The organism is Azoarcus indigens, from assembly GCF_004361735.1.
Classification (GTDB): domain Bacteria; phylum Pseudomonadota; class Gammaproteobacteria; order Burkholderiales; family Rhodocyclaceae; genus Azoarcus; species Azoarcus indigens.
Window position 1 is genome coordinate 121,617 of the sequence record NZ_SNVV01000011.1, and the last position, 23,391, is coordinate 145,007.

A 23,391-nucleotide genomic window follows, 5' to 3' on the forward strand; every position below is an offset into this window, starting at 1 on the left:
TGTCTTCTTCCGCCGCAAGCACCGCATCCGGGCCCGGGCGTATCTGCCAGCATGCGTTCGGGCGGCCGTCATCGCCGGGCTATCATGTCGGCATTGTCTTGCCGATCCGTCCGCATGCCCTCCGACGCCGTCCGCATCGCTCCCTACTGGTCCCGCTTCGGCGATTTCCTGCGCTATCCGCTGCGGCTGGAGGCGCTGGCGGCCTGCCTGGCGGCGGGCGTGTTCAGCGTCGCGCTGGAGTTCTTCTTCTCGCCGCTCAAACTGCTGCTGCAGATCCTGCTGTGGGTGGCGGTGCTGCGCTATGCCTTCAGCGTGCTGGAGCGCACCGCCTACGGCTACCTGGACGACCGCTACGTGCTGTTCGAGTCGCTGCACGGCGGTCGCCACCTGCCTTACAAGCACTTTGCCGCCATCGTCGCCGGCGTGGTGGTCGGCGTCCTCGCCGCCATGCTGGGCGGACCGCACTTCGGCGGGTTGGTGGGGGTGCTGCTGGGCATCTGCTGGCCGGCCAGCATCATGGTGCTGGCGATCACCAACAATCTCGGCTGGTCGCTGTCGCCGCTGCGGCTATGGGCGGTGATGCACGCCATCGGCATGCCCTACCTCGGCCTGGTGGCCTGCCTGCTGCTGATCACCTCCGCCAGCGGCGGGCTGATCTCGCTGCTGGAGCCGGTGCTGCCAACCTGGCTGTTGTGGATGACGGGCGGCGCGGCGGCGGCCTATTTCACCCTCGTCATGTTCCGCATGATGGGCTACGTGATCTACCAGTACCACGCGCCGCTGGGCCTGCAGCCGCGGGTGACGGCGGCCGAGGAAGAGGCGCCGCAGGATGCCGCCCACCGCATCGCCGCCCTGCTGCGCGAAGGCCGCAACCCGGAAGCCCTGGCGCTGGCGCGCGCCGAGGTGGCCGAGCGGCCCGCTTCCCGTGAAGCCAACCAGCGCCTGCACCGCCTGCTGCTGGCGATGCCGGATGAAGCCGCGGCGCTACTGGCGCATGCCCGCGGCTGGCTGCCGGAGCTGATCGCCAAGGACCGTTCCGGTCTGGCGCTGGAAGTGCTGGAGGCATTGTGGCGCAGCACGGCGGATTTCCGCCCGCAGCAGGGCGCTGAAGCGCTGGCGCTGGCCCGGCTCGCCTACGAGCGCCGCCGCTTCGACACCGCCGCCCGCCTGCTCAAAGGCTTCGACCGCCAGTACCCCGGCCACCGGGATACCGCCGCCGCCTACCTGCTGGCGGTGCGCCTGCTGATCGAGCAGCGCCACGATTACGACCAGGCCGAGCGCCTGCTCGCCAGCCTCAAGCGGCGCTTTCCGGAACAGCTGACGGAAGAGGTGGCACGGCAGGAAGCGCTGCTCGCCCGGCTGCGCGCGGTGAGCCGCGCGCCGGAGCGCACTGACGTCTGAGTTCCTTCCCCGGTTACGGAGAGAGCGCTTCAGCGTGCCTCGCCGCCGGCTGCGGCTGGTGTCAGCGCATGGGCCAGTCGCGTATGCCGCAGCGTCAGCAGGCGGCGGGCGCGGCCGAGGTCGCCGGCGTCCCGGCAGGCGTCCGCCAGCCGCCGCAGCGCATCCGCCGCCACCGCCTCGTCGCCGGGTCGGGCCGCCAGCCGCAGCGCCAGCTTTTCGGCGCTGTCCAGGCGCTGGCATTCCAGCAGCCGGCCGAGGATGCGGCCCCAGGCGCCGCCGCTCAGCCGCGGCAGGCGCGGGTGGCTGTCGTTCAGCGCCTCTTCCACCGCCTGACAGCCCACCCTGCGTGGATGGGCGGCGGCGAGCTTCAACAGGTGGATGGCGGCTTCGCTGCGGGCCTGCGGCTGGTGGGCCAGGCGGGCGACGCGCAGATAGGCTTCCGCCAGCCCAGCCTCGTCAGGCAGCAGGCGGATCAGGCGCCGGTAGTCGGCGGCGGCGCGGGCGAACTGCAACTGCGCCACATGGTTCTCCGCCTGCGCCTGCAGCTGGGCGATGGACTCCGCCGCATCCTCCCGCTGCACCGAATCCGCGCTGCGCCAACCGCGTCGCCAGCGGTACAGTCCGACCAGCAGCGCACCGCCGAGGAAGCCGGCGAAGTGGGCGAGGTAGTTGATGTTGGATTCGCTGTCGAAGACGAAGCGCAGCAGCAGTTCCTTCATCACCCACACCGGCAGGATGGCCAGCGCCGGCCAGCGGGCGACGCCGAACACGAAGACGAAGAAATAGAAGAAGGGAATGCGGCGCACGCCGTACAGCACCAGGTAGGCGGCCATTACCGCCGACACCGCGCCGGAGGCGCCCAGGCCATAGCCGGGCTGGGGGAAGAGCAGGTCGGGCACGGTGGCGCACAGGCCACCGAGCAGGAACAGCGCCAGCATGCCCCAGCCGCCCAGCGCCGCTTCCACCGTATAGCCGACGATGAAGAGGAAGGCCATGTTGCCCGCCAGGTGCTCGGTGCTGCCGTGCAGGAACATGTGCGAGACCGCGGTGAGCGGCGTCGGTGCTTCGGACTGCAGCGCGTAGCGGGTGGTGACCAGCTGTTCCAGCAGATCGTCGTAATGTTCGCGCCGGCTGCGCCATTCGTTGTAGCCGGCAGCGGTCGGGCTGATGACCTGGCCGGCGCGCAACCGGCGCATGAAGTCGGTGTCGGCTTCCATCGCCTGCTGGACCGGACCGGCCTTGCGCTGGGCCAGCGTTTGCCGCAGCCGCGCCGCTTCGTCCGCCTTGCCGCGGGCGACGAGGTCCTGCAGGTAGGCGGGCAACTCCTGCCTGGCCAGCCCGGAGCCGAGGTAGTACTGCTGCGCCGCCTGCAGGCGCTGAGCATCCTTGCCCTGCATCAGGAACACGGCCGCGCACAGCACGATCAGCAGCAGCGTGGCGATGGGTGGGCGACGCCAGTCTGGGCGTGCGGGCAGGGGAAGGATGATCATGGGATCACGAGGGGGATGTCGTGCGCATGATTATAGTTGTGCCGGCCGGGGTTGCTGGCGGGCGTTCGGCGATGACTGGCGGCCTGTGGCCGTGGCGGAGAGGGGGGACGGACGTCGCGCATCCTGCGCAACAGACGGTGGCCGCGGCCCGCGGGCAGGGGCGCGCGCCTTGCTTTGGCGGTAGTGCCGAAGGCGCGCCGGCCGGTGCTTCAGCCGCCATGCGCGCCGCGCTCCAGCCAGTCGCCGACGATGCGCGCGCTGAGGGCGAGGCGGCCGAAGTCATAGCCGGCGAGTTCGGCGCGGCTGAGCAGGCGCAGCTCGGCCAGCTCGTGGTTGGGCTGCGGCGTGCCGCTGGCGCGCAGGGCGTAGGCGATGATGAGCTGGTTGCGCTTCTCCAGCGTGTAGTGGCCGATGAAGTCCGCCCGGCTGGCGGCCAGCCCCAGCTCCTCCTGCGTCTCCCGCAGCATGGTCTGCTCCGGCGTCTCGTTGCGCTCGATGAAGCCGGAGATCAGCGAGAACACCTCCGGCGGCCACAGCGCGTTGCGGGCGAGGATGAAGCCGGCCTCGGTCTCCACCAGCCCCAGCACCACCGGGGTCGGATTGTCCCAATGCACGAAGCCGCAGCCGGGCGCCGGACAGGCGAGGCGCTGCAACTCATCGACCTGGCGCGGCGCCAGCGGTGTGGCGCATTGGGGGCAGAAGTTCATGGCGGTGGCGGACCTGGCGGGCGGGAAGGCCGATGGTGCCTCGTCCGGCGGCGGATCGCCACATCGGCGCCAGTGTGGTGGCGCACGGCCGGCCTGTAACGGCGCTCGATTTTCGCTTTCGACTGGATAGAATTACAGCCATGAACGCTCCAGCCCCCGGCGTCGAACTGCGCCCCACCGAGATGCCGGCCCCTGCCGGCGCCCACGCTCCCGCCTACCTGCAAAGCCTCAACCCCGCCCAGCGCGAGGCGGTGGAATATGGCGTCGGCGGCGCGGATGGCGGCACGGCCGCCGGGCCGCTGCTGGTGATCGCCGGCGCCGGTTCGGGCAAGACCAACACCCTGGCGCACCGCGTCGCCCACCTCATCGCCAAGGGCGCCGACCCTGGCCGCATCCTGCTGCTCACCTTCTCCCGCCGGGCGGCGGACGAGATGGGGCGGCGGGTGCAGCGCATCCTCGCCCGCGCCGCCGCCGACCATCCGTGGCTGGCGCAGGCGGGCCTGCAGTGGTCCGGCACTTTCCACGCCGTCGGCGCCCGCCTGCTGCGGGAGTACGCCGGCCGCATCGGCCTGGACCCGGCCTTCACCATCCACGACCGCGAGGATTCCGCAGACCTGATGAACCTCGCCCGCCACGAGGCCGGCCTCTCCAACCGCGACAAGCGCTTTCCGCTCAAGGGCACCTGCCTGGCCATCTACTCGGCGGCGGTAAACACCCGCGCACCGCTGCTCCAGGTGCTGCAATCCGCCTTCCCTTGGTGCGGCGAATGGGAGGCGGAGCTGAAAACGCTGTTCCGCGCCTATGTGCAGGCCAAGCAGACGCAGCAGGTGCTGGACTACGACGACCTGCTGCTCTACTGGGCGCACATGGTGGCCGACCCCGCGCTGGCGGCGGAGGTAGGCGGCCGCTTCCAGCACGTGCTGGTGGACGAGTACCAGGACACCAACGCGCTGCAGGCCGACATCCTGCTCGGCATGAAGCCGGACGGCCGCGGCCTCACCGTGGTCGGCGACGACGCCCAGTCCATCTATGCCTTCCGCGGCGCCACCGTGCGCAACATCCTCGACTTTCCGGCGCGCTTCGAGCCGCCGGCGCACCGGGTGACGCTGGAGCGCAACTACCGCTCCACCCAGCCCATCCTCGCCGCCGCCAACGCCGTCATCGCCCAGGCGGCGGAACGCTACAGCAAGGAACTGTGGTCCGACCGCGAGTCCGCCGCCAAACCGCAGCTGGTGTCGGTGCGGGACGAGGCCGACCAGGCCGCCTTCGTCGTCCAGCGCGTGCTGGCGCGGCGCGAAGCCGGGGTCAAGCTCAAGCAGCAGGCGGTGCTGTTCCGCGCCGCCAGCCACAGCGCCCGGCTGGAAATGGAACTCACCCGGCGCAACATCCCCTTCGTGAAGTTCGGCGGCCTCAAATTCCTCGAAGCCGCCCATGTGAAGGACGTGCTGGCGCTGCTGCGCTGGGCGGAGAACCTGCGCGACCGCGTCTCTGGCTTCCGCGTGGTGCAGCTGCTGGCCGGCATCGGTCCCAAGACCGCCGGCAAGATCCTGGACAACGTCTGCCAGGCCCCCGCCGGCTGCAGCCTGCTCGCCGAGCAGCCGGTGCCGGAGACGGTGCAGGCCGACTGGCGCGAATTCGCCGCGGTGGTGGAGCAGCTGCGCCGCGAGGGCGCGCCCTGGCCGGCCGGCTTCGAACTCGCCTGCCGCTGGTACGAAGGCCAGATGCCGCGGCTGTACGACGACGCCCAGGTGCGCCAGGGCGACATCCAGCAGCTCGCCCGCATCGCCGCCACCTACCCCAGCCGCCAGCGCTTCCTCACCGAGCTGACGCTGGACCCGCCCAGCGCCACCAGCGACGAGGCCGGCGTGCCAATGAAGGACGAGGACTACCTCATCCTCTCCACCATGCACTCCGCCAAGGGCCAGGAATGGAACGCGGTGAGCGTGCTCAATACGGTGGACGGCTGCATCCCCTCCGACATCGCCACCCGCCACGCCAGCGAGATCGAGGAAGAGCGCCGCCTGCTCTACGTCGCCATGACCCGCGCCCGCGACAGCCTGGAACTGGTGGTGCCGCAGCGCTTCTACGTCACCCAGCAGACCGGCCTGGGCGACAAGCACCTCTACGCCGGTCGCAGCCGCTTCATCTCCAACCGTATGCTGGCCAACTTCGAACAGGTGACCTGGCCGGAGCCGCCGCCGGAGCTGAAAGGCACGCCGGACTCCCGCCAGGCGGCGCTGGACCTGGCGGCGCGGATGCGCGGCATGTGGGAGTGAAGGGGGCAAAGGCCGGGTTCCCCCCGTCTCCGCTCGCGGGAGAAGGGCCGGGGGAGAGGGGCAGGTGGCCGCGGGACTGCCACGCAGCCGCCATCGCGATTGCGCCCTCGCGGCCTCGCCCAGCCGGGTCCGGTGTTTGCAGGTAAACGCAAATACCCCCAAGCCCCCGAGGTGCCGCCATGTCCACCGCCCCCCAGGAAACCGGCTTCGACCACAGCCTTGCATTTCTTTCCGATCCCTACCGCTACATCTCCAGCCGCTGCCGCGAGTTGGGTTCCGATCTGTTCGAGACGCGCATCCTGCTGCAGCCGGCCATCTGCATGAGCGGGCCGGAAGCCGCTGCCGTGTTCTACGACCCCGAGCGCTTCCAGCGCGCCGGCGCGGCGCCGGAGCCGCTGCAGGCCACCCTGTTCGGCAAGGGCGGCGTTCAGGGGCTGGATGGCGCTGCCCACCGCGAGCGCAAGGCGCTCTTCATGAAGGTGGTGGAGCCGGAGCGGGTGGCGGCGCTGGCCGGCTTCGTCGCCAGCGAATGGTGGAGCGCCGCCCGGCGCTGGCAGGACGAAGACCGGGTGATCCTCTACCAGGAAGTCGTGCAACTGCTTACCCGCGCCGTCTGCACCTGGGCCTACGTGCCGCTGGCGGAGGACGAGGTGGACAAGCGCAGCCGCCAGATGGCGCGGCTGTTCGACGAAGCGGCCAACTCCGGCGCCGGCCACCTGCGCTCCCGCTACGCCCGCCGCCGGCTGGAGAAGTGGCTGGCACGGCTGGTGGGCGACATCCGCGATGGCCGCTACGCGGTGCCGCGTGGCTGCGCCGCCGAAGCGGTGGCTAACCACGTGGATGCGGACGCCCAACTGCTGCCGGTCGAGATCGCCGCGGTGGAGTTGCTCAACGTGCTGCGGCCGACGGTGGCGGTTGCGGTCTTCATCGTCTTCGCCGCCCATGCGCTGCACGCCCACCCGGAATGCCGCGAGCGCCTGGGCGGTGACGACCCCGACTACGAGGACGCCTTCGTGCAGGAAGTGCGGCGCTGCTACCCCTTCTTCCCGGCAGTGGCGGCGCGGGTGCGGGTGGATTTCGACTGGGCCGGCGTGCACTTCCCCGAAGGCCGGCTGGTGCTGCTGGACCTCTACGGCAGCAACCGCGATCCGCGCGTCTGGGAGGCGCCGGACGAGTTCCGCCCGGAGCGCTTCCTGGACCGCACTCCCGGCGCCTTCGACTTCATGCCCCAGGGCGGCGCCGAGCCTTATGGCAACCACCGCTGCCCCGGCGAGGGCATCGCGGTGACGCTGATGAAGCAGGCGGTGGGCTTCCTCGTCCGCCACCTCGGCTACCAGGTGCCGATGCAGGATCTGCGGCTGGATTTATCCCGCCTGCCAGCGCTGCCTTGCGATGGCTTCATTCTCTCCGATGTACGCGTGCTGGAGCCGCAGGGGCGCGGCCGCACACAGGCGCAGCATCGGCCCGAGGCGAGGTTGTGAGGATTCGGGAGCGCGTGGGCGGCTTGGTTTTCTCTCCTCAGCCCCGGCATAGGCGGGAAAAAGCAAGTACCGCTTCGCGCGCTGGCGGGCCACAGGGCTGGGGCATGGCGAGAGGGGGATAGCGCATGGGACTGAAAGGCAGCCGCCCCTGCGGGGCGCCCCCTCCCCCCGCCCTCCCGCGAGAGGGAGTGTGAACCCGCGGCATGCCATGCTCCCCCGACTCCACCCCCGTGCCGTCCCCCGTACCCCGACCCGATGTTCCGCCTTTGCGCCTTCGCCCTTTCCATCGCGGCGCAGCGAGTCACCCGCTTCAATCCCTAGAACCGCCGTACCACCTGCAGCCACACCCTGGGGCTGCGGTCGCTGTCGCTCTCGGGTCTTTCACCGCCCAGTTTCCAGGCCGCCATGGCGTTGAGCTGCCAGTCGCGGTCGGACCAACTGGCGCTTATGCCGGCGCCGGAGAGCTGGCGGTGGTTGTCGCCCTCGCTCCAGGGTTTCTTGTTGATGCGCACCGCGCCGTGGTCGGCGAAGGCGGCCAGCTGCCAGGCCGGGCTGAGGGCATAGCGCAGTTCCAGGCGGGCGAGCCAGCCCTCGTCGCCGCTGGCTTCGCCTTGCGGGTAGGCGCGCACGCCGTAGGCGCCGCCCAGGCTGAACTTCTCCGAGCTGTCCAGGTTGCCGTCGGCCCACTGGCCCTGCAGCTGGGCGTAGAAGCTGAAGCGCTCGTCCAGCCGCTGCAGCCGCAGCAGGCTGGGGTTGAGCTTGGTGAAGCCGCCGCGGCTGCGGGCGGTGAGGCTGTCCAGCAGGCGCAGCGCCTCGTCGTCCAGCTGCAGCCGGCCGTGGGCGAGTTCGAGGGCGAAGCTGTTTACCCCGCCGCCCAGCCAGTCATCCCGGCTGGTGCCGGAAAGGCTGGCGGTGAGCACTTGGGAGCGCTTGTCGTTGCGGCTGGCGAACAGGCCGATTTCGTCGCGCAGGCGCTTGTCGGCGTACTCCAGTCCGGCGCTGAGGGAGAAGTCGCGGGCGCGCACCAGCGGCTGTGCCAGCTGCACGGCGAAGATGCGGGCATTGCCCCGGGCGTCGAGCATGTCGAAGTCGCGCGCCAGCTGGTAGTCCATGTCCGAATAGGAGAGGCCCAGCCGGGTGCCCAGGGGACCGACCGGCAACTGGTAGGCGGCGCGGTAATAGCGCTGGTCCTCGTCCGAGCCCATGGCGCGCAGCGTCAGCCGGTCGCCCAGGCCTAGCGGGCTGTCCAAGTTCACCGTGGCGCCGAGGCGGTAGGCGCCGGTGTAGCGGTTGCCGAAGTTGTCGGCGTCTATCGCGCCGCTCAGCAGCGGGCCGGGGCGGACCTCCACCAGCAGGTCGGTGGTGCCGACGGTGGCGCCCGGCCGCAGCGTGGATTCCACCTCCACGCCGGGCGTTTCCTGCAACAGCAGGAGGCTGTGCTCCAGCGGCGCGGCGCGCACCGCGTCGCCCGGCCGCAGCGCGGCCAGCGGTGCCACCGCGGCGTTGGAGATACGGCCGTGGCGTTCCACCCGCACTTCGCCATAGTGGCCCTCCAGCACTGCGATGCGCACCATGCCGTCGTCGCCGATGTCCTGCGCAGGCAGGTAGGCGCGGGCCAGCGGGTAGCCGCGCTCGCGGTAGTGGCGGGTGATGCGCCCGGCGCCCTCCTGCAGTTCCGTCAAGGTCAGGCTGCGCTGGCGCAGGTCTGCCAGCAGCGCGAGCAGCTCGCCGCTGGCGATGGTGCTGTTGCCTTCGATGCTGAAACCGCTCACCGGCACCTGGCGGCCATCGTCGGCAGGCGCGGCGGCCGGCGACGCCGGCAGCTCCAGTTCCAGTTGCTGGCGCGGCGGCAGCTGCGGCGGACGTTGCTCGATGTCGCGCATGGACTGGCCGGCGTCCGGCGGGATGGAGGCGGCGTGCGTCAGCGGCAGGCCGAACAGGGTGCCGGCGACCAGCAACAGGAGAAGACGGGGCAGCGGCATCAGCGGCCTCCCGGGGCGCAGTCCCGTGGGTTCTCGCCCTCGCCGGCGCAGCCGCCTCCGCCGCCACTTCCGGGCAGGCGCAGGCCGCCGTCCACGATCTGGTAGGGCGGCGGCAGCGCGGGTACGCGCGCATCGGCCAGGCCGGCGGGCAGCACCGCCTCGCTGCGGGGCTGGTCCGCCTGCTGGGCGGAGGCCTGCGCTTCCTGCACCCCGGCCGGCAGCGCGGTCGGGTCCAGCGGAATGCTGACGTCGCCCGGCCCCACGTCGGCCCGTATCACCCACAGGCCAGGGTTGCGCTGGACGACCAGGTAGTTGCCGGAGGCCAGTTCACCTTCCACGGTGAGGACGTAGAGGCCGGGCGCGCTGCCGGCGTCCAGACCGAAGCTGTTGCGCAGCCCGGCGAGCACCGATTCGTCCTCGCCGGGAGCGAGGTTGTCGGCGCGGAGGCCGGGGTCCAGGAGGCTGCCCTCGCCGGCGGTGGAACTGCCGCCGTTGGCGCTGACGACGATGGGCCGCGGCATTATGGTCAGGCTGGCGCCGCTGGTGCCGGCGTAGAGGATGTCGTAACCCCACTCGCCGGAATACAGATCGTCGCTTATCGTCAGCGTGCCGGCGGCGGTGCTGTAGCTGCCGGCGTCCGGCGTGGCGGCGGTGTAGCTCAGCTGCCCACCGAGGGTAAGTTCGCCCAGGCTGGTGGTGTAGGCCCAGGCGCCGCCGCTGTTGCCGTCGTAGGTGGTGGTGAGGCTGCCGGCGGCGCCGGTGACCGTCAGTGGCGTCAGGAAGGCGCGCAGCAGCGGCCGGCTGTGACCCTCGTAGATGCGCCACAGGCGGCCGCTGCCGCCCTGGGCGTCCACGTTCCAGCCGGCGCCAGCGTAGGTGGCCAGCGATTGTGCCTGGGCGGTGGTGAGGCCGCTGACGCCGGCCTGGCTGCCGCCGGCGGTGGCCTGGGCGCGGCCGCTGGCTTCCATGTCCCAGAAGGAGGCGCTGGCGCTGAAGCTGCCGCTGCCCACCAGGCCGCCGGCGCCGCCGCTGGCGCTCACCGGCCCGGCGGCATACCCGCGGGTGATGCTGCCGGCGTTGGCCAGGCCGGCGAGGCCGCCGACGTTGTTGCCGCCGCTGACGCCGCCGCTGGCGTAGGCATCGCTGATGGCGACGCCGCTCATGATGCCGACCAGCCCGCCCACCGAACTGTTGCCGGCCACGCTGGCGCTGGACGCGGACTGCAGGATGCTGCCACCGGCCTCGCCCACCAGCCCGCCGACGCCGCTGCCGCCGCTGACGCTGCCGCGGCTCCAGGACTGGCTGACGCTGCCGCTGCTGTAGCCGACTAGTCCGCCCAGGTCCGACTTGCTGGCGCTGCCGCTCACCGCCACTTCTGCCCAGCTGCGGCTGAGTTGTCCGGTGCTGGTGCCCACCAGCCCGCCGATGGCGAGGCCGGCGGCGCTGTCTTGCGCCGTCACCGCGCCACGCATGCCGCTGTCCGCCACCGTGCCGCCGCTGAAGCCGGCTACGCCGCCGACCGCGCCGGCGCCGCTGACGGTGCCGTCCACCACCACCTGGCGCACCGCGCCATTACTGAAGCCCACCACCGCGCCAACCACGTTGCCGCCGGCCACGTCCACCTGGGTGAGCACCAGGTTGGCGATGCTGGCGGCGGCGGAGGTGGCGCCGAACAGGCCGACATAGGTGGCGCCCGGCCGGGCGATGCGCAGTTGTTCCACCGTGTGGCCGCCGCCATCCAGCCGGCCGCTGAAGTTGGAGGTGATGCCGCCCACCGGCAGGAAGCCGGCGGCGGTCCACATGCCGGACTGGCTGTAGGCGGGCAGGCTGAAATCCCGCGCCAGCCGGTAGCTGGCCGCCAGGTTCAGCGACATCAGCTGCAGCTGATGGGCGTTGCGGATGTCGGTGGCGTATTCCCAGCGTCCCATCGGCCGGGTGGCGCCGGCATTGCTCCACCAGTCGCTGTTGAAGTCAAAGGCGGCGTAGGCGCTGGATTTATAGGCGTAGTTGGCGGCCCCGGACTGCGCCGGGTCGCTGGTGACGCTGGCCAGCCCGCTGCTGCTGCCGCCGGCGGCGCTGCCCACTGCCGCCAGCACGGGGTTGGTGTAGCTGTCCCAGTAGCTGCTGCCGACCGCGCCGGCACCGTAGGCGCTGCCGTTGTTGCCGACGAGGGCGCCGGCAGTGGCGCCGGATACGCTGCCGGTGGCGTAGCTGAGGCTGACGCTGCCGGCATTGACGCCCACCAGGCCGCCGGCCACGCCGCTGGCGCTCACCTGCCCCAGCGCGTAGCTGCGGCTGATGGCGGCGCCCTCGGTGAGGCCGGCCAGCCCGCCCACCGCATCGCCGCCGCGCACCGCCCCGCTGGCATAGGCCTGGTCCACCGTGCTGCCCTGGCCAGCGCCGGCCGCCGCGTTCTCGCCGATCAGGCCGCCGACGTGCTGCGCGGCGGCGGCGCGCACTTCACCGCTGGCATGGACGCGGTTCAGGGTGCCCTGCCGGCTGGCGCCGAGCAGGCCGCCGACGCCGCGGGCGGCGAGGGCGTCCGGCAGTGTCACCGCCACCTCGGCGCTGCTGTCGCGCACGCTGCCCTGGTTGTGCAGCCCGACCAGGCCGCCGACGTAGTCGCCCTCGCCGCCGACCGTGCCGCTGGCATGAACGCCGGCGATCTCGCCGCCTTCGTAGCGGCCGGCCAGCGCGCCCACCCGGCTGCCGCCGGCGATGTTCACCGCTTCCAGCGTCAGGTTGCGCACGTGGGCGCTGGCGGTGGCATTGCCGATCAGGCCGACATCGGCCCCGCCGGAGCGGGCGATGGCGAGACCGCTGATGCGGTGGCCCAGGCCGTCCAGCGTGCCGCCGAAGTCGCTCAGCGGCATGAAGCCGGCGCCGCCGTTCCAGCCGGCGGTGGCGCTGGCGTCCACATCGCGGCCGAGGGCGAAGGCGGCGCCGGTGCCGGCGGGGATGGCCTGCAGGTCGGCGGCGGAATTCACCAGCATGTAGCTCGCCAGCGGCGCGCCGATGTGGGCGGCGTAGTCGGTGGGCGCGGTGTAGTCCGCCGGGTTGTAGTAGATGCGCACCTCGCCGGCGCCGCCGCTGAAGGCCACCCGCGCGCCGCTGCCGAAGCTCACCGTGCCGGTGCCGTTGCCACCGCTGTCGGCCCGCAGCGTCAGATTGCCGCCGGCGCCATCGCGGCTCACCACTACGCCGGGGGCGAAGACGATGTCGCGGCTGGCGCTCAGCGTCAGGCTCCGGGTGGAGGTCCAGCCGAAGCTGCTGGCCACCGTGATGTCGCCCGCCTGGCTGCCGCTGCCGCCGGTAGTGACGGTGACATCCGCGGTGGCCAGGGCGTTGCTCAGCGCGGTGGTGTTGATCACCGCGTTGTCGCCGGTCGGGCTGAACACACCGCCGCTGGAGCTGCTGTTGCTGGCGCCGGCGGCGGCGATGGTGACGTTGCGCGGGTCCAGCAGCAGGCTGCCGCGCTGGCCGGCGGTGGCGCCCATGTCCACCGCGCCGTCGAAGCCGAGCAGGCCGCGGCTGGAGACTTCGGCGCTGCCGCCGTCGCCGCCCGCGCTACCACCGCGGGCGCTGAGCTTGCCGCGGAAATCGGTGTGCTCCTCCGACCACAGCACCACGCTGCCGCCGTCGCCTAGGTCGATGGCGTCCGCCCGCAGCGCGCTGGCGGCATCCACCGTGGTGTGCCCGGCCCGCGCCAGCTCGCCGCCGCCCTGCCAGTCGCCGCCGACGCGGATGCGGCCGCCACCGGCGCTGCCTGCGGCGTCCACCGTGGCGCCGGCCAGTTCCACGCCGCGGCCGGTGATGGCGATCTCGCCGCCGTGCTCTCCCTCGCCCCAGCCGCTGGCGTCCACCGTGCCGGCCACCTGCGCGCGGCTGCCATCGCCCTCGCCGCCCTGCAGGGAGATGCGGCCGTTCTTCTCGCCCAGGCTGCGCGCCTCGATCACGCCGCTGTTGTTTACCACCGTCTGCAGCAGGGCGTCGCCGGCGGCGGCGGTCATCAGCACGGTGCCGCCGTCGGCCTGGACCAGCTGGCGGTTGTCCGCCAGCGCGCCGGCCAGGCCTTCGTCCACCTGCACCCGCAGCAGGCCGTCGCCGGCGAAGTCCAGGGTGATCTGCCGGCCGGCGGCCAGCGCCACCGTGCCCAGGCGGGCGCCGATCACGCCCTGGTTGATCACGCTGCCGCCCAGCAGCGCCACCGCGCCGCCGTCGGTGGCGGTCATGCGGCCGAGGTTGAGCACCTGCGCCGGCGCGGCCTCGCCGCGGAAGCGGTAGCGGCCGGCGGCGAAGTCCTCGTTGGACAGATCCAGCGTGGAGGCCACCAGCGCGCCGACGTCCACCTGCGCGCCGGCGCCGAAGAGAATGCCGTTGGGGTTGATGAGGAAAACCCGGCCGTTGGCCTCCAGCTGACCGAGGATGCGGGAGCCGTCGCTGCCCAGCACCCGGTTGAGCGCCACCGCATCGGCGCCCGGCTGCCGGAAGGTGACGCGGTTGCCGGCTCCGACGTCGAAGCGCTGCCAGTCGATCGCCAGCTTGCCACTGCGCTGGTCTATCACCAGCTGCCTGCCGTCCGGCGCCTGAATGCTGCCCTCGCCGAGCACCACGCTGCCGCCCTGCGGCAGCTCGGTGGCCTGGGCGGGGGGCTGAATTGTGGCGAGGCCGAGGAGCAAGCAGAGGGGAGAAAGGCGGAGAGAGGGGCGATGCGCCGGCCACCGGCGTGGCGCGCTGCCGACGGTCGAGGCGCCAGCCGCTCGCCCTGCCGCCTGCGCCGCAACATCTTTGAGGGCCGGCGGCGGAGGGCGGCAGATGCCGGTGGCGGCGCTGCCGCGCCCGTTCGCCGGCCGGGCCTTGGACCTTGTCCTGGTTTTGGCGAGTTCGCTGCCTGCCACCCAAGCCCGCCTGCCTGCGTCCCAGATCAGCTTGAATATCCGGTTCATGCCTGCCTCCATCCATCCGTTTCCCGTGCGTGCTCGCCAGCGCAGGGGGCGGGCGCGAGAGCCACGGGAGCAAAACAGAGACCCGGATCGGGGCGGGAGCTGCTAGGTCTTTTTTCCGATGCCCTGCATGGGGAGGGCTGCCGAACCGCCATTCGCTGCGCTTCTCCCGAGCTGCGCAGGAGAACGCGGCCGGCCGGTGCTTTGGGCGGGACGCCCGCCGTTCCGGGCCGGGTGGGCGCTGCGGGTCATTTACGGGAAGAGGCTGAAAAAAATGCCCCTCTCAGCCATAAGGAGTAGCCGTTCCGCGGGTAGGGTTTAAGGCCGTTCTGCAGGGGGTTCCGTGCGAAGGCGGAGAGGAGGAAGGGCTGCGCATCCGCCCCCAAGGGGGCGGGAGCGTTTTTCTCCGCGTGGATTTGTCTGCGAACGGGATGGGCCGGGCATGGGCGGCAAGGCCACGCGGGGGGGGGGGCTGCGGGCTGGTTTTCACCGGTCTTGCCCGCGTCGCTGCCAGTGGGGCGGGACGGGCAGTGAGGCCCTCGTCTGCCGCTCTTCGCATGGGTTCTGGCGGCAAAGCGGAGCACCGCGCCGCCCGGCGGAGCAGTCATGGGACCGAGGCCGAAGGGCGGGCCGGGGCGGAGGGATAGGGCGCTCGGACTTCTGCCGCCGCCACTTTTGGGGCCGCTCTTCTCCTCGGCCCTTGGACGCCCGGGAGAAGGCGTCAGGCCTCCACCTTGCGGAGGTCTAGAACTGCCGCACCGCCTGCAGCCGCGCCCCGCGGGGGGTGGCCGGCGGCAGTAGCGAAGAGGCGGCGGCTGCGCTGGCGAGCCGTGTCGCACTCGGCGGGCGGCCGGTGGGGGGACGCATGCGCCGGCCAGCGGCGGTGCGCGAGCGTGGGCGTCCGCCTGCGAGGGGCGCCGGGCGTCGCCGGAGCGCGCCTGCCGCCAGGGGGCGCCACCAGCGCGGCTTCAACCGCTTACTTGCGGAAATCCCGGTGGCAGGCCTTGCAGCTGTCGTACACCGCGTCGTAGGCCTGTTTCGCCGCGGCCTTGTCACCGCCGGCGGCGGCGCTGGCCAGGGTGTCGGTGGCGGCGATGAAACGCTGGCGCGCGGCCTCGAAGGCCTCGGGCCGCTTCCACACGTCGGCGGTGGATTTGCTCGGCGGGTAGTCGGTATCCGGGCCGAAGTAGCTCCACGGCGCGTCGCGCTGGGCGACCAGGGCCTGGGCGAGGTGGGCGAAGGCCTGCTGCTCGTACTTGTCGTCGCGCAGCATGGTGCCCATGGGTTCGAAGGCGCGGATGAAGCCCTTGAAGGCTTCCTGGCGGTGTTTCACCGGCTGGCCGGGGCGGGTGTCTTCCACTTTTCCGCCACAGGCGGCGAGGGCGAGGCTGGCGAGGATCGGGGGCAGGAGCAGGCGGCGCATTGGCTGGGCATCGGGAGCAAGGTGGGTGGCGCGCGGGTGCATCCGGACGGCGCTGCGACCGGCGGGGAGGGTTTCCGCGATGTGGGCAGGGATTATAGGGGCGCCGTCGGAAGGCTGCTTTTTGCCGGCGGGACGCACGCCGGGGGGCTGGACCCGGGGCCGCCTTCTGTTCCGCTGGCGCAGCCCCGGCCGGCGGGTGTCGTCGCCCAGCCGAGCAATGACGCCACCCCCAGCGCAGCAATCAAGGTCGTCCTGCCCGGCTATGCCCTGTTCAACGCCCTGGCGTGCTACCAAGTGGATGCGAAGACGGATGTGGCGCTCAACGTCAGCAAGCTGTTCGATCGCACCCACTACCGCCGCCACGGCTTCCACGGCGGCGCCATCTTCGGCGATCCACGGCGCATCGCGCTGAGCCTGAACAGCCGCTTCTGAGCGCGGTCCATCGGCCAGGTGCAGTAGTCGCCGCGGCCACCGCCTCCGCCGCAAAGGCAGGGACTCCGCCGGTGCCCCTGCCTTTCCAGGCAAGCCAGCCAGCTCCGGCCCAAGCGCAGCGCGTCCGATGATGGGTTCCGCCGCGATTCCGTTTCCGCGCGCTTTCATCGCACGGCCGTCTCCGGCTGCTCAACCGCCCCGGCGGCAAAGCGCCATCCTCGGCGTCATTCCCGTAAAGCCCGCACAAACGCGCCATCCATCGGAACCTCCAGGCCGCCGGCATGTCCCTGCGCCATGCTCGCGCGGCCGGCGCCTGCCTGTAGCCCCGCGGCGCGGGTGGGCATGCGGTCCACAACAGGAGGAGACCCGATGACAGCAACCCCGCCCGGCGATGCCGGTCCGCCGGCGGCCGCGCCTGCCGCCTTGCCCACGCTGGCCACGCCGGTGCTCTACGCCCTGGTGTTCGTCGAAGGCTACGTCTCGCTGGGCAGTGAAATCGTCGCCCTGCGCCGGCTGGTGCCGCACCTGGGCAGCGCCATTACCGTCACCGCGCCCACCATCGGCTTCTTCCTGCTGGCGTTGGCCCTGGGTTATCAGGCCGGTGGCCGGCCCAGCGACGACTACCTCGGCCGGGTGCGGCGCAACTTCCTGATCGCCGCCGCGCTGATCGCGGTCGGCCTCGCCGGGCCGACGGTGGATGCGCTGTTCGCCCATGTGCAGCCGGCGCCGGTCGCCTACCTGCTGTTCGTCGGCCTGGTGCTGTGCCCGGTGGCCTGGCTGCTGGGGCAGACGGTGCCGCTGCTCACCAACCTGCTGCGCCACGAGCATGTGGGTGCGCGCAGCGGCGCCGCGCTGTACTGGTCCACACTGGGCTCCTTTCTCGGCTCGCTCAGCCTGTCGCTACTGGTGATGCAGTGGCTGGGCGTGTACGCCGCGGTGCTCATCTGCGCGCTGCTGCCGCTGTGCCTGTTGCCCTGGCTGGCCGGCAGCCGCCTGCGCGGCGGCGTGGCGGCAGCCGGCCTGGCCGCGCTGGCGCTGGCGCTGGGCTTCAACCTGGTGCTGCCGCAGCAGGTTGAAACCGCCTACGCCACCTACCGGGTGGCGCCGGTGGCGCTGCCGGGCATGCAGGACCCCAAGGTGTTCTGGATCAACAATTCCGCCGCGTCGTTGATAGACGACAGCAAGCCGCCGCGCTACACCCGCTACATCGAGCGCCTGCGCACCATCCTGCTGATGGACCTGGCCTATTTCGAGCGCGACATCCTGGTGCTGGGCGCGGGCGGCTTCACTCTGTCGCACCGGGAGCAGAGCAACCGCTACACCTATGTGGACATCGATCCGGAGGTGAAGGCGCTGGCCGAGCGCGACTTCCTCGGCGAGCCGGTGCGCGGCCGCTTCATCGCCGGCGACGCCCGCCGCTATGTCGCCGACAGCAGCGAGCGCTACGACGCGGTGGTGGTGGATGCCTACAGCGCGCTCACCAACATCCCCACCCACCTGGTCACCCGCGAGTTCTGGCGCGACACCAGACGGGTGTTGAAGGACGACGGCGTGCTGCTGGTGAACCTCATCCTCGATCCCAGGCTGTCCACGCCCTACGCCCGCAACCTCATCGCCACCATCCAGTCGGAGTACGGCCCCTGCGGGGTGGAGGTGCTGTTCCGCAAGCTGCCGCAGAGCAATGTGCTGCTGCAGTGCTTCGCCGGTCCGCCGGTGGCACCGCCACAGCTCTATACCGACGAGCTCAACCGCGCCGACCTGGATCACCTGCGCGAGCCTTAAGCGGCGCGAGCCTTAGCCGGCGCCGCGCCAGTGGGAAATCCAGCCGCATGGCGATGCGGCCGCGCATGCCGAGCGCGCCCTGCGCTTCCAGCGCCGCCAGCAGCCCGGCGGGGATCTCGTCGCGCTCCAGCAGCGGGCGGAAGCCCAGGCGCTCGTAGAAGGGCGCGTTCCAGGGGAACTGGGCGAAGGTGGTCAAGGCAATGGCGGGCAGCCCCTGGCGCTTCGCCCAGGCGATGCAGCGTCGTACCAGCGCCTTGCCGAGGCCGCGCCGGCCGTGGTCGGGATGCACGTTGAGCTCCGCCAGCAGGGCGAGGCCGTCGGCGGTTTCCACCAGGGCGAAGCCCACCGGCCCGGCGGCATCGGCTGCCACCCACAGGCGGCCTTCCCGCTGCGCCAGCGCCAGCGCTGGCCGCGGCACCACCTTGTCGCGCAGGCCGGGCGGCAGGTCCTCCGGCGGGAAGCGGCGCGCGGCGGCGCGTTCGATGGCCGAGAGGACGTCGAGATCGCGGACCAGGGCACGCCGCAGGGAGTAGTCGTTCATGCGCCTTTTCGGAGGAAGCGGGGAGGGGCGGCCGCTGCAGCCGGGGATGGTACTCCGCCCACGCTACCCTGTTTCCGTGACGGACGTCTGCCGCCGCTGCGAGCGGCGAACTGCCCCGTCTGCCGGCACCGGAGATTGCGTGCGGACGCCGCCGCGTTTATCGTCCGGGGCGCATCCGCCGTCCAGCTCCTCGTCCGCCCGCCTCATGACGCTTCCCGCCGCCCTGTTTCACTCCGCCGCCCGCCTGCCGGGCCGCCGCGCATGAACGACCGCCTGGCCGCGGTGCGCGATGTGGCCGGGCTGGGCCAGGTGTTCACCCCGGACGCGGTGGTGCAGGCCATGCTGGCGCTGCGCCGGCGCCACGGCCGGGTGCTGGAGCCGTCCTGCGGCGACGGCGCCTTCTTCCGCCACCTGCCGGGCGCGGTGGGCATCGAGTTCGACGCCCGCCACTGCCCGCCGGGCGCGCAGGCGATGGATTTCTTCGCCTACCCGGACAGCGAGCGCTTCGACACCATCATCGGCAACCCGCCCTATGTGCGCTGCCAGGACATTCCGGCGCCGACGCGCGAGCGCATCCTGCGCGGCGGCAGCAAGGTGGACTTCGACCGCCGCGCCAACCTGTATCTCTTCTTCATCGAGAAGTGTCTGCGCCACCTGGCGCCGGGCGGCGAGCTGATCTTCATCACCCCGCGCGACTTCCTCAAGGCGACCTCGGCGGTGAAGCTCAATCGCCTGCTCTACGCCAGCGGCTCCATCACCGATGCCATCGAGCTGGGCGACGCCCGGGTGTTCGACGGCGCGGTGCCCAACTGCCTGATCTGGCGCTTCGAGAAGGACCGCCGCACGCGCGAACTGCGCCATGCGGAACTGGGTTCCGGCGACCGCCTTGGCCCGGCGCTGGCTGCGCCCGCCTGGGAAACCCGTTACTTCGTCGAGAGCGGCGGCCACTTGATGTTCGCCCGCGGCGACTATCCGCTGCGGCTGGCGCAGATCGGCTTCGTCAAGGTCGGCGCGGTGTCCGGCGCCGACGACCTCTATGCCGATCCGGCGCTGGGTGCCAGCCGGCCCTTCGTCTGCTCTTCCACCGTGCGCGATGGCCAGACCCGCGCCATGTTGCTGCCGGAAACGGACGCGCCGGCGCCGGTGGCGCTGCTGCCGCACAAGGAAAGGCTGCTGGCGCGCAAGGTGGCGCGCTTCGACGAGAGCAACTGGTGGCAGTGGGGCCGGCTGCATTTCCGCAGCGAGCGCCCGCGCGTCTATGTGAACGGCAAGACGCGGGCGCCGCGGCCCTTCTTCGTCCATGAATGCCCGGACTACGACGGCGCGGTGCTGGCCGTGTTTCCCCGCCGCGAGGAGGTGGCGCCGGCCGAGCTGGCGGCCGCGCTGAATGCGGTGCCCTGGGCCGACCTCGGCTACGTCTGCGACGGCCGCTTCCTGTTCACCCAGCGCAGCCTGGAGCATGCGCCGCTGCCGGCGGAGTTCGCCCGCTTTCTGCCGGACGAGGCGGCGGAGGCGGGCGGCGGGACTCAGATGGTATCGGCGGCCGGGCCGGGCGCGTTGGCGGTGGCGAAGGCGTAGCGGTTCCTGCCCTCCGCCTTGGCACGGTACATGGCGGAGTCGGCGTTGCTCAGCAGCAGATCGGCCTCGCGGCCGTGGGCGGGGTAGAGGGCGATGCCCACGCTGGCCGACACCTGGGCGGTCAGGCCGCCGTCCAGCACCACCTCCCGCGACGCCGCCTCGATGACCTTCAGCGCCACCGCCGCCGCGTCCGCCGCGGTTTCCGCGTCTGGCAGCAGCAGGGTGAATTCGTCGCCGCCCAGCCGGGCCACGGTGTCGCTCTCGCGTACGCAGTTGCGCAGCCGGCCGGAGAGTTCGCGCAGCAGGCGGTCGCCGGCGTCGTGGCCGTGGCGGTCGTTCACCGCCTTGAAGCCGTCCAGGTCAACGAACAGCAGTGCGAACTGGCCCTGCTCGCGGCCGCGGCGGGCCAGCTCCTCCCGCAGGCGGTTCATGAACAGGCGGCGGTTGGGCAACTCGGTCAGCGGGTCGTAGCTGGCCATGCGCTGCAGCTGGGCCTCGGCGTTCAGCTGCTCGGTGATGTCATGGATGATGGAGAGCAGGATGGTGCGGCCGCCGACCACCGCAGGCGAGGTGAAGACCTCGACATCGCGCAGGCTGCCGTTCGCCAGCTTGTGGGTGACGATGAAGCGCCTGGCCTGGTCGTCGGCGGTGGCCTTCACCAGCCGCGCCAGGTCTTCTTCCGGCAGGGTGTTGAGCTGTACCAGCGGCATGCCGATCAATTGGCTGCGCGGGTAGCCGTAGTAGCGCACCGCCGCCGGGTTGGCATCGACCACGCGGCGGCTGCTGGCGTCCACCTGCAGCATTACCGCGCTGTGGTTGCGGAACAGCAGGCTGGCGCGGGCTTCGGAGTCGCGCAGGCGTTTGTTCACGCCGATCATCAGGACGGCCAGGGCCGCCGCCATCACCGCCAGCGACGGCACCGCGACTGAGCTGATCTGGGCGGCGGTGAAGCCGCGCGGCCGGTCACCCAGCCAGTTGCGCTCCAGCGCGCGGCGGCGTTCGGCGGCCACCGTCGGCAGCGTCTTGTCGAGGATGGCGACCAGCTCCGACCAGTCCTTGCGCACGCCGATGGCGCGCGACATCTGCTCGGGCAGCTCCAGCCGCAGGTCGATGTCGTCGAAGTTGCGCACCCGCACGAAATGCGACACCTGGCTGATCGGCCCGATCAGTGCGTCCAGCTCATTGGCGGCCACCCGCTCCAGTCCTTGCTCCAGGGTTTCCACCTGGGTGAGGGTGAGCAATGGTTGCGCCTTCTCCAGTTCCTGGCGCAGCAGCGAACTGCGCTGCACGCCGACGCGCTCGCCGGAGAGGTCGTCCAGGTCTTCGATGTAGGGCTTGCTGTTGCGCATGAACACGCCGAACTTCAGGCGGTACACCGGCTGGGTGAAGAGCAGGTAGGCGCGCCGTTCGCCGGTGGGAATCATGGGCGAGACCACGTCGATGTCGCCATGCTCGGCGGCCCGCAGGGTTTCGTCCCAGTCGGTGTAGGGGTGGAATTCGAAGCGCACGTCCAGGCGCTGACCCAGCAGTGCCATCAACTCGGCATCGGCGCCGCGATGGCCCTGCGGCGTGAGGTAGCTGTATGGCGCGCTGGCTGGATGGGCACCATAGCGGATCACGGCGTGGGCGGCGAGCCAGGCTCGTTCCGCCGCGTTCAGGCGGCCTGCTTCGTCGGCAGCGGCGGCGCCGGCAGGCGCCTGTGCCAGCGCGAGCTGGACGAGCAGGGCCAGCAGGCAGGCGAGCGCCGCCCGCCGGCCGGGGCCGCGGGCCGCCGCGGGGGCGGGAAAAATAATACTTTCGTATCGTGTCACGATGAGCTGCCGACTCTCGAATGTTACCGTTTTGCTTCATGAGGCGAAATGAAGTGCGCGTGACTATGTCATGCCTATGAAGAGAGTCATAGTCAAGCCCAAGTCGTGGCGTCCGCCCATCGGGAATTTCCCCGCTTTGGGTGCAGGGTTTCCGGCCAGCCGGGCGTTTCCGGGCTTTGGTGTAACATCCGCGCACATCAATCGCCGTGGCGGTTCCGGCCACGGCCTTTTCCGAGAACAGCCATGGTTCCCCATCTCACTACCGCGTTGACCGGTCCGCTGCTGGAGCTGGAAAAACAGTTCCTCGATCGCGCCAGCCGCATCGAACAGTGGTTCCGCGTCCAGTGGCAGGATCACCTGCCGCCGTTCTACGGCTCCACCGACCTGCGCAATTCCGGCTTCAAGCTGGCGCCGGTGGATCTCAACCTCTTCCCCGGCGGCTTCAACAACCTCAACGATGCCTTCATGCCGCTGTGCGTGCAGGCGGCCCAGGCGGCCATAGAGCGCATCTGCCCGGACGCGAGCAAGCTGCTGCTGGTGCCGGAGAACCACACGCGCAACCAGTTCTACCTGCAGAACGTGGCGCGGCTGGTGTCCATCCTCAAGCTCACCGGCCTGGACATCCGCATCGGCAGCCTGCTGCCTGACCTGGAAGGCCCGACTACGCTGGAACTGGCCAACGGCTCCACGCTGACGCTGGAGCCGCTGCAGCGGCGCGATGGCCGCGTCGGCCTGGACGGCTTCGACCCCTGCGCGGTGCTGCTGAACAATGATCTCTCCGGCGGCGTGCCGGCCATCCTGCAGGGCCTGGAAGACCAGTGGGTGATCCCGCCGGTGCATGCCGGCTGGCACATGCGGCGCAAGTCCCGCCACGCCGAGGCTTACGACCGGGTGGCGCGCGAGTTCGCCGAAACCATAGGCATCGACCCCTGGCGCATCAATCCGGAGTTCGGCGTCTGCGGCCAGATCAACTTCCAGGAGCGCACCGGCGAGGAGTGCCTGGCCACGCAGGTGGATCAGCTGCTCACCCGCATCCGCGACAAGTACAAGGAATACGGCGTCACCGACGAGCCCTTCGTCGTCGTCAAGGCGGATGCCGGCACCTACGGCATGGGCGTGATGACGGTGAAGGACGCCTCCGAGGTGGTCGGCCTCAACCGCCGCCAGCGCAACAAGATGGCGGTGGTGAAGGAAGGCCTGGAGGTGCACGAGGTCATCATCCAGGAAGGCGTGCACACCTTCGAGACGGTGGAAGGCGCGGTGGCCGAGCCGGTGGTGTACATGATGGACCACTACGTGGTGGGCGGTTTCTACCGGGTGCACACCGAGCGTGGCCGCGACGAGAACCTCAACGCCCCCGGCATGCACTTCAAGCCGCTGGCCTTCGAGACCTGCTGCACCCTGCCGGATTGCAGCCAGGCGCCGGACGCCGCGCCCAACCGCTTCTACGCCTACGGCGTGGTCGCCCGCCTGGCGCTGTTGGCGGCCTCGGTGGAGATCGAGGAAACCGAGCCGGCCGCCGTCGAAGCGGCCGCCTGAGGGAA

The 23,391-nt window shown here is 71.3% G+C and carries 14 protein-coding genes and 1 pseudogene; 7 read left to right on the forward strand and 8 right to left on the reverse strand.

Features of this window, described 5'->3' with window-relative positions; translation table 11 throughout:
- Positions 1 to 114 precede the first annotated feature (114 nt).
- Entirely contained in the window at positions 115 to 1,401 is a 1,287-nt protein-coding gene (locus C7389_RS13910; RefSeq protein ID WP_133592440.1) for a tetratricopeptide repeat protein, read from the forward strand.
- Positions 1,402 to 1,430: 29 nt separating this feature from the next.
- Here C7389_RS13910 and C7389_RS13915 read toward each other — a convergent pair whose 3' ends face one another.
- Positions 1,431 to 2,891 (reverse strand): rhomboid family intramembrane serine protease, encoded by a 1,461-nt coding sequence (locus C7389_RS13915; RefSeq protein WP_133592442.1) that lies wholly within the window; start codon positions 2,889 to 2,891, stop codon positions 1,431 to 1,433.
- Positions 2,892 to 3,100: 209 nt separating this feature from the next.
- Positions 3,101 to 3,598: an NUDIX domain-containing protein gene (locus C7389_RS13920; protein ID WP_133592444.1), complete on the reverse strand. Its 498-nt coding sequence runs from the start codon at positions 3,596 to 3,598 to the stop codon at positions 3,101 to 3,103.
- A 182-nt stretch (positions 3,599 to 3,780) separates the two neighbouring features.
- Between C7389_RS13920 and C7389_RS13925 the strand changes: the two genes are divergently transcribed.
- Positions 3,781 to 5,874 carry an ATP-dependent helicase gene (locus C7389_RS13925; protein ID WP_133592551.1) on the forward strand — a complete coding sequence of 698 codons (2,094 nt, stop codon included), beginning with the start codon at positions 3,781 to 3,783 and terminating at the stop codon, positions 5,872 to 5,874.
- Positions 5,875 to 6,053: 179 nt separating this feature from the next.
- Positions 6,054 to 7,355 (forward strand): cytochrome P450, encoded by a 1,302-nt coding sequence (locus tag C7389_RS13930; RefSeq protein ID WP_133592446.1) that lies wholly within the window; start codon positions 6,054 to 6,056, stop codon positions 7,353 to 7,355.
- Between the two features lie 317 nt (positions 7,356 to 7,672).
- Here C7389_RS13930 and C7389_RS13935 read toward each other — a convergent pair whose 3' ends face one another.
- From C7389_RS13935 to C7389_RS13945, 4 genes and pseudogenes are all read right to left on the reverse strand, one after another.
- Entirely contained in the window at positions 7,673 to 9,337 is a 1,665-nt protein-coding gene (locus C7389_RS13935) for a ShlB/FhaC/HecB family hemolysin secretion/activation protein (protein ID WP_133592448.1), read from the reverse strand.
- Positions 9,337 to 14,016: a two-partner secretion domain-containing protein gene (locus C7389_RS13940; RefSeq protein WP_246034769.1), complete on the reverse strand. Its 4,680-nt coding sequence runs from the start codon at positions 14,014 to 14,016 to the stop codon at positions 9,337 to 9,339. The genes C7389_RS13935 and C7389_RS13940 overlap by 1 nt, the downstream gene beginning before the upstream one ends.
- Positions 14,017 to 14,172: 156 nt before the next feature.
- Positions 14,173 to 14,295: pseudogene (locus C7389_RS25870) on the reverse strand (ESPR domain-containing protein); the annotation flags it as partial.
- A gap of 961 nt (positions 14,296 to 15,256) precedes the next feature.
- Positions 15,257 to 15,703: a c-type cytochrome gene (locus tag C7389_RS13945; RefSeq protein ID WP_133592452.1), complete on the reverse strand. Its 447-nt coding sequence runs from the start codon at positions 15,701 to 15,703 to the stop codon at positions 15,257 to 15,259.
- An 81-nt stretch (positions 15,704 to 15,784) separates the two neighbouring features.
- Here C7389_RS13945 and C7389_RS13950 point away from each other — a divergent pair, with 81 nt between their 5' ends.
- Both C7389_RS13950 and C7389_RS13955 read left to right on the forward strand, forming a co-directional pair.
- On the forward strand, positions 15,785 to 16,135 hold the full coding sequence (locus C7389_RS13950; protein WP_133592454.1) for a TonB-dependent receptor: 351 nt from the start codon (positions 15,785 to 15,787) through the stop codon (positions 16,133 to 16,135).
- Between the two features lie 369 nt (positions 16,136 to 16,504).
- On the forward strand, positions 16,505 to 17,917 hold the full coding sequence (locus tag C7389_RS13955; protein WP_133592456.1) for a fused MFS/spermidine synthase: 1,413 nt from the start codon (positions 16,505 to 16,507) through the stop codon (positions 17,915 to 17,917).
- On the opposite strand, the gene C7389_RS13960 is transcribed toward C7389_RS13955, so the two are convergent.
- Positions 17,880 to 18,458: a GNAT family N-acetyltransferase gene (locus C7389_RS13960; protein WP_133592458.1), complete on the reverse strand. Its 579-nt coding sequence runs from the start codon at positions 18,456 to 18,458 to the stop codon at positions 17,880 to 17,882. The two genes, C7389_RS13955 and C7389_RS13960, sit on opposite strands and share 38 nt — an antisense overlap.
- A 261-nt stretch (positions 18,459 to 18,719) precedes the next feature.
- Between C7389_RS13960 and C7389_RS13965 the strand changes: the two genes are divergently transcribed.
- Positions 18,720 to 20,036: an Eco57I restriction-modification methylase domain-containing protein gene (locus C7389_RS13965; RefSeq protein ID WP_133592460.1), complete on the forward strand. Its 1,317-nt coding sequence runs from the start codon at positions 18,720 to 18,722 to the stop codon at positions 20,034 to 20,036.
- On the opposite strand, the gene C7389_RS13970 is transcribed toward C7389_RS13965, so the two are convergent.
- Positions 19,985 to 21,847 (reverse strand): diguanylate cyclase domain-containing protein, encoded by a 1,863-nt coding sequence (locus C7389_RS13970; RefSeq protein ID WP_133592463.1) that lies wholly within the window; start codon positions 21,845 to 21,847, stop codon positions 19,985 to 19,987. The two genes, C7389_RS13965 and C7389_RS13970, sit on opposite strands and share 52 nt — an antisense overlap.
- Positions 21,848 to 22,090: 243 nt before the next feature.
- On the opposite strand from C7389_RS13970, the gene gshA reads away from it, so the two are divergent.
- Entirely contained in the window at positions 22,091 to 23,386 is a 1,296-nt protein-coding gene (gene gshA, locus C7389_RS13975; protein WP_133592465.1) for a glutamate--cysteine ligase, read from the forward strand.
- Positions 23,387 to 23,391: the final 5 nt, after the last annotated feature.

Coding starts and splice junctions, on each gene's coding strand:
- C7389_RS13915 (WP_133592442.1), bottom strand. CDS start 2,891: ATGATCATCCTTCCCCTGCCCGCACGCCCAGACTGGCGTCGCCCACCC.
- C7389_RS13920 (WP_133592444.1), bottom strand. CDS start 3,598: ATGAACTTCTGCCCCCAATGCGCCACACCGCTGGCGCCGCGCCAGGTC.
- C7389_RS13935 (WP_133592448.1), bottom strand. CDS start 9,337: ATGCCGCTGCCCCGTCTTCTCCTGTTGCTGGTCGCCGGCACCCTGTTC.
- gshA (WP_133592465.1), top strand. CDS start 22,091: ATGGTTCCCCATCTCACTACCGCGTTGACCGGTCCGCTGCTGGAGCTG.
- C7389_RS13955 (WP_133592456.1), top strand. CDS start 16,505: ATGACAGCAACCCCGCCCGGCGATGCCGGTCCGCCGGCGGCCGCGCCT.
- C7389_RS13960 (WP_133592458.1), bottom strand. CDS start 18,458: ATGAACGACTACTCCCTGCGGCGTGCCCTGGTCCGCGATCTCGACGTC.
- C7389_RS13965 (WP_133592460.1), top strand. CDS start 18,720: ATGAACGACCGCCTGGCCGCGGTGCGCGATGTGGCCGGGCTGGGCCAG.
- C7389_RS13930 (WP_133592446.1), top strand. CDS start 6,054: ATGTCCACCGCCCCCCAGGAAACCGGCTTCGACCACAGCCTTGCATTT.
- C7389_RS13910 (WP_133592440.1), top strand. CDS start 115: ATGCCCTCCGACGCCGTCCGCATCGCTCCCTACTGGTCCCGCTTCGGC.
- C7389_RS13925 (WP_133592551.1), top strand. CDS start 3,781: ATGCCGGCCCCTGCCGGCGCCCACGCTCCCGCCTACCTGCAAAGCCTC.
- C7389_RS13945 (WP_133592452.1), bottom strand. CDS start 15,703: ATGCGCCGCCTGCTCCTGCCCCCGATCCTCGCCAGCCTCGCCCTCGCC.